Annotated in this window: 5 protein-coding genes and 1 pseudogene; 1 reads left to right on the plus strand and 5 read right to left on the minus strand. The window is 64.4% G+C overall.

What is annotated here, in order from left to right; genetic code table 11:
- Positions 1 to 744, plus strand: a 744-nt coding sequence (holA, locus tag PKA57_RS14480; RefSeq protein WP_324301790.1) for a DNA polymerase III subunit delta, incomplete at its 5' end; no start/stop codon positions are given.
- A 10-nt stretch (positions 745 to 754) separates the two neighbouring features.
- Here the strand turns inward: holA and PKA57_RS14485 are convergent.
- The 5 genes and pseudogenes from PKA57_RS14485 to PKA57_RS14505 all read right to left on the minus strand — a co-directional run.
- Entirely contained in the window at positions 755 to 1,678 is a 924-nt protein-coding gene (locus PKA57_RS14485; protein WP_324301792.1) for a ParB/RepB/Spo0J family partition protein, read from the minus strand.
- 189 nt (positions 1,679 to 1,867) lie between these two features.
- Complete coding sequence (locus PKA57_RS14490) at positions 1,868 to 2,707, minus strand: ParA family protein (RefSeq protein WP_324301798.1); 840 nt, start codon at positions 2,705 to 2,707, stop codon at positions 1,868 to 1,870.
- Positions 2,708 to 2,744: 37 nt separating this feature from the next.
- Positions 2,745 to 3,407 carry a 16S rRNA (guanine(527)-N(7))-methyltransferase RsmG gene (gene rsmG / locus PKA57_RS14495; protein ID WP_324301794.1) on the minus strand — a complete coding sequence of 221 codons (663 nt, stop codon included), beginning with the start codon at positions 3,405 to 3,407 and terminating at the stop codon, positions 2,745 to 2,747.
- Positions 3,408 to 3,422: 15 nt separating this feature from the next.
- Positions 3,423 to 5,288 carry a tRNA uridine-5-carboxymethylaminomethyl(34) synthesis enzyme MnmG gene (mnmG, locus tag PKA57_RS14500; RefSeq protein WP_324301796.1) on the minus strand — a complete coding sequence of 622 codons (1,866 nt, stop codon included), beginning with the start codon at positions 5,286 to 5,288 and terminating at the stop codon, positions 3,423 to 3,425.
- A 135-nt stretch (positions 5,289 to 5,423) separates the two neighbouring features.
- A pseudogene (locus PKA57_RS14505) lies at positions 5,424 to 5,654 on the minus strand (tRNA uridine-5-carboxymethylaminomethyl(34) synthesis GTPase MnmE); the annotation flags it as partial.

The following is a 5,654-nucleotide window of genomic DNA, read 5'->3' on the forward strand; positions in this document are numbered from 1 at the left end:
GACGATCCCTCGGGCGACGCGCTCGTAATCGTCGAGGCGGGCGATCTCGGACCGCGTTCGAGCCTGCGCAAGCTCTTCGAGGATCGCGGCAATGCCGCCGCCCTTCCCTGCTATGCCGACGATGCCGGCGCGCTTGAGAATGTGATCCGGCAACGGCTGGCGAAGGACGGCCTCGGCATCGAGCCCGACGCGCTCGAATATCTGATCGCCAATCTCGGCAGCGATCGTGGCGTGACGATGAACGAGCTCGACAAGCTTTGTCTCTACATGGGTCCGGCCGAAGCGGGCGCAAAGCGCAATGTCGCCCTTGCCGATGTGCGTGTCTCGGTGGGCGACAATTCGGAATCGAATCTCGACGATGCCGTGGACGCGGCGCTGGGCGGCGATCTGCCCGCGCTCGACCTCGCGCTTCTGCGCGCGCGCGGCGCGGATACGAGCCCGGTCGCCCTCGTCAATGCGCTGTCGCGGCGCCTGCAACAGCTTCACCTTGTGCTGGCCGAAATGGAGACGGGCACACCCGCCGATGTGGCGATCCGTGCGATGCGCCCGCCCGTTCACTTCAGCCGCGCGGCCCTTTTGCGCCGCCAGCTTGGATTATGGAACAGACGCAAGCTCGGCAAGGCGATGGAACTCGCCATGGAGGCTGAATTTCAGTGCAAGACCACGGGCCTGCCCGAAGATGCGATCTGCGGACAGGTGCTCATGCGCATCGCCCAGGCCGCGCGGGCGGGCGGGCGGCGCTGATCGGCGGCGCTCAGTCGGCGCCGTTGATGCGGGGATTGCCTCGGCCGGCGAGACGGCGGCAGATTTCGTCGAGCTGCTCGAGTGATTTGTAGTGAATGCGCACGTCGCCGCCCTTCTCACCCGCGAAGCTGATCTCGACCTTGAGCCCGAGCTGATCCGAGATGTTGCGTTCGAGCGCCAGCGTGTCGGCGTCCTTCTCCGACGAGGCGGAGGCGCTGCGGCGCGGCGCTTCGGAGCCGGTCGTCGCCTTGCGCGTCAGCGTTTCCGCATCGCGCACGCTCAGGCCCTTGGCGACGATTTCGCGGGCAAGCTCTTCGGCATTGGGCACGCCGATCAGCGTGCGCGCATGGCCGGCGGAGAGCTTGCCATCCTCGACGAGGTTCCGCACCGCTTGCGGCAGGCCGAGGAGGCGCAGAGTATTGGCGACATGGCTGCGGCTCTTGCCGATCAGCTTCGAAAGCTGTTCCTGCGTATACTGGAACTGCTGCATCAGCCGGTCATAGCCCAGCCCTTCCTCGATCGCGTTGAGATCGGCGCGCTGCACGTTCTCGATGATGGCGATCTCGAGGGATTCGGCGTCGGTCAGTTCCTTGACGATGACCGGAACCTGATGAAGCTGAGCCTTCTGCGCCGCCCGCCAGCGCCTTTCGCCCGCGACGATCTCATAGGCATCGCTGGCCCCCTGCACCGGCCGCACGACGATCGGTTGCAGAATGCCCTTCTCGCGGATGGAATTGGCGAGATCGACCAGTTCCTCCTCGCGAAACACATGGCGCGGCTGGAACGGATTGGCGCGAAGGAACTCGATCGGCACTTCGCGGACGCCGCGCGGAGCGGGCGCGCCCGCATCGCCAAGCGCGAAGGCGGCATCGTCGCCGATAAGTGCCGCGAGGCCGCGCCCAAGCCGGCTCGGAGATTCCTCTGCCATCATCATGTCCCTCTCGTCTTTCGACGGCATTCCTGCCGGTATGGCCGGATTCCCCTTCACCAGCCGCCGACTTCCCTAATCTTGTCCGGCACCCGTTTCAGGTGATGACGGGTTCGGCACTACCGCGTATGACCGGGTTTTCAAACCCTTTCAGCGCATTAACGAATTTTCTTAATGTAGCCGCCTTCGCCCGCTTCAGGCCGCATTCCGCCGCAGGGCCCGCTCGCGCTGGATCAGCTCCGAGGCGAGCTTCATATACGCCTTGCTGCCGGCGCAGCGATGATCGTAGACCAGCGCCGGCTTGCCATAGGACGGTGCCTCGGAAATGCGGACATTGCGCGGAATGACCGTCCGATAGACCTTGTCCCCGAGATGCTGGCGCACATCCGACGCCACCTGATCGGAGAGCTTGTTCCGCTGGTCGAACATGGTCAGCACGATCCCCTGAATATCGAGACGGGGATTGAGGCTCGACTTCACGCGCTCCACCGTCCGCAGAAGCTGGCTCAGACCTTCCAGGGCGAAGAATTCGCATTGCAGCGGCACGAGGATCGCGTCTGCGGCCGTCATTGCATTGATCGTCAGGAGATTGAGCGAAGGCGGGCAGTCGATGAGAATATAAGTATAGGGCCGCGCCGTCATGGCGGCTTCCTTCTCGCTGCCGTCCCGGGCCTTGCCGTTTCGCGGCATCCGGGCGAGCGCGTCGCGCAGGCGGTGCGAGCGGCGCGGCACACTGGCAAGTTCCAGCTCCGCGCCCAGCAGGTCCATGGTGGACGGAACGATATCGAGGCCCGGCACCTTGGTCGGCACGACCGCATCCTCGATCAGCGCCGATCCGATCAGCACGTCATAGGCCGAGACCTTGCGCTCCGCCCTGCCGATGCCGAGGCCGGTGCTGGCATTGCCCTGCGGGTCGAGATCGACGATCAGCACCCGTTCGCCGACTGCAGCCAGCGCCGTGCCCAGATTGATGGCCGTCGTCGTCTTGCCGACGCCGCCCTTCTGATTGGCGAGCACCAGGATACGCGGCCGCATTTCCGTCGGTTGTGGCTGGAGGATGCGCGCGGTCGCGTCAGTTTCCGGGATCTGCATGGTGGAGCCCCCAAAGCTTCAGCACCGTTCCGGATGGATCGGATTGGCTGGCGATAGCTTCGTGGTCAAATATCCATTTTTTTGCCGCCTGCGTCAATTCATCCGGGGCGCCCTGCCCCTTGAGAAACAGCCCGATCGTGGCTTTTCCCCAGAAAGGTGACGCCCATTGAAGCAGTTTCTCGAGCGGCGCCAGGGCGCGGGCGCTGATGACGTCGGGCTGCAAGCCCTCCGCTGGCCGAAAATCCTCGATCCGGCAGGCATGCACCGTCACCGGCGCGCCGGTCAGCCGGGCAACCTCCCGAAGAAAAACGCACTTCCTCTGATCGCTTTCGACGAGATGCATCGAGAAGCCGGGCCTGTCGCGGAGAAGAATGGCCACGACAAGGCCGGGAAAGCCCCCGCCGCTTCCAAGATCGAGCCATCGGGTCGCGGTTTCCGGCGCCATGGCGACAAGCTGGGCGGAATCCTGAAAATGCCGCCGCCAGACATCGCCAAGAGTGGAGTTGGCGACGAGATTGATGGAGTTCTGCCACTTCCGCAGAAGGGATTCATAGGTCTGCAATCGCGACATTGTTTCACGTGAAACAGCGAATGCAGCCGAAAAGGATTCCGCATCAATGACTTGCACTACATCTTGGGTCATGCCAAGCCCTACTGCTCAAGCTGTATGCCGAGCGGCGTGTTTGACATGGAGAAGCAGCGTCGTCACCGCGGCCGCCGTGACGCCATCGACCCGAGCCGCCTGCCCCAAGGTGGCGGGCTTTGCCAGGGCGAGCCTCTGGCGAACCTCGATCGAAAGTCCGGGGATTGCCGCATAATCGAGATCGGCGGGCAGCGCCAACCCCTCATCCTTGCGGAAGGCGCGGATGTCCCCCTCCTGCCGATCGAGATAGCCGGCATATTGTGCGTCGATTTCGAGCTGTTCGGCGACATCCGGCGCCAGTTCCGCGAGTTCCGGCCACAGTCCCTGAACATCTGCGAGAGCAATGTCCGGATAGGCCAGCAGGTCCGCCGCGCTCCGCGGCACCCCGTCCTGATTGATCCGAAAGCCACGTCGCGCGAGTTCTGTCGGCGTCAGCCGAAGCGTCCGCGCAAGGGAACGCGCCGCGCCGAGCGCTTCCATCTTCGCGGCGAAATGCGCCGCCCTCTCCTCGCCCACGAGCCCCTTCTCAATCCCGATCCCCGTCAGCCGCTGATCGGCATTGTCGGCCCGGAGCGTGAGCCGGTATTCCGCCCGCGAAGTGAACATCCGATAAGGCTCGCTGACGCCCCGCGTGATGAGATCGTCGATCAGCACGCCGAGATAGGCCTGAGCCCGGTCGAAGACGAGCGGTCCCCCGCCCTTTTCGGCCAGGGCCGCATTGGCTCCGGCGATCAGCCCCTGCGCTGCCGCCTCCTCATAGCCGGTGGTTCCATTGATCTGCCCGGCTAGATAGAGGCCCTCGACCTTCTTCGTCTCGAGCGTCGGCCGCAATTCGCGCGGGTCGATATAGTCGTATTCGATGGCATAGCCCGGCCTGAAAATCCGTACCTCTTCAAGGCCCGGAATGGTCCGCATGAAGGCGAGTTGGACTTCCTCCGGCAAAGCGGTCGAAATGCCGTTCGGATAGATCGTGTCGTCGTCCAGACCCTCGGGCTCAAGGAAGATCTGGTGGCTCTGCCGCTCGCGAAAGCGCACCACCTTGTCCTCGATGGAGGGGCAATACCGCGGGCCGATGCCTTCGATCTGGCCGGAATAGACCGGCGAATATTTGAGGTTCTCCTCAATGATCCGGTGGGCCGCCTCGCTGGTCCGAGTGATGTGGCAATCGACCTGCGGCGTCGTGATCTCCCGCGTCAGGAAGGAGAATGGCACTGGCGGCGTGTCGCCGGGCTGGATTTCGAGACCATCCCAGGCAATCGAATTTCGGTCGAGCCGAGCCGGGGTACCGGTCTTGAGCCGCCCCAGCCGAAAGCCGAGACCGTAAAGCCGGTCGGACAGGCCGAGCGCCGGCGCCTCCCCGACCCGCCCGGCCGGAATGCGCTTCGTCCCAATATGAATCATTCCGCGCAGAAAGGTGCCCGTGGTCAGAACCACGCGCCTCGTCCGGAACTCGCGCCCATCCTCCGTGACCACCCCGGCGACCGAGGTTCCATCCATCAGGAGGTCGTTGACGCCGCCTTCCACGGTTTCGAGATTGGGGTGCCCGAGGATCGCCGCCTGCATGGCGCGGCGATAGAGTTTGCGGTCGGCCTGGGCTCGCGGGCCTCGGACGGCCGGGCCCTTTCGCCGGTTGAGAAGCCGGAACTGGATACCGGCTTCATCCGTGACCCGGCCCATGAGCCCATCCAGCGCGTCGATTTCCCGAACGAGATGCCCCTTGCCGAGGCCACCAATGGCCGGATTGCAGGACATCTCGCCGATCGTGTCGATGCGATGGGTGAGCAGCAGCGTGCGCGCACCCGTCCGCGCCGCGGCCGACGCCGCCTCGCAGCCCGCATGGCCGCCGCCAATCACAATGACATCGTAATACGAAATGCCCATTTCACCGCCTCTTACGGACCATGGCGCAAGAGCTTTACCGTCAGCCCGTCCTGCCGGTCAAAGCCTTTCGCTAATTCCCTTCTGGCGGATGGCGGTTCGGCCTGCATGAGCCTGGACTCTGTTTCACGTGAAACATTATTTGCCGATGCAGAAGTCCCGAAACACCACATCTAGAAGATCCTCGACATCGACGCGGCCCGTGATCCGGCCGAGAGAACGGGCGGCGAGCCGCAGATCCTCCGCCACAAGTTCCGTCGCCCTGCCCGCCCGAAGCGCGTCAAGCGCCCGGTCCAGCGCCTCGACGCAAGCCCTGAGCCCCTCCCTGTGCCGCGAACGGGTAATGACCGGATGCTCGCTCGCCTCGAA

The organism is Parvibaculum sp. (assembly GCF_035325945.1).
In the GTDB taxonomy this organism is placed as follows: domain Bacteria; phylum Pseudomonadota; class Alphaproteobacteria; order Parvibaculales; family Parvibaculaceae; genus Parvibaculum.

What these genes read in the sequence shown, in the direction of transcription:
- PKA57_RS14490 (WP_324301798.1), bottom strand. Translation starts at nt 2,707, where the DNA reads ATGCGGCCGCGTATCCTGGTGCTCGCCAATCAGAAGGGCGGCGTCGGC.
- mnmG (WP_324301796.1), bottom strand. Translation starts at nt 5,288, where the DNA reads ATGGGCATTTCGTATTACGATGTCATTGTGATTGGCGGCGGCCATGCG.
- rsmG (WP_324301794.1), bottom strand. Translation starts at nt 3,407, where the DNA reads ATGACCCAAGATGTAGTGCAAGTCATTGATGCGGAATCCTTTTCGGCT.
- PKA57_RS14485 (WP_324301792.1), bottom strand. Translation starts at nt 1,678, where the DNA reads ATGATGATGGCAGAGGAATCTCCGAGCCGGCTTGGGCGCGGCCTCGCG.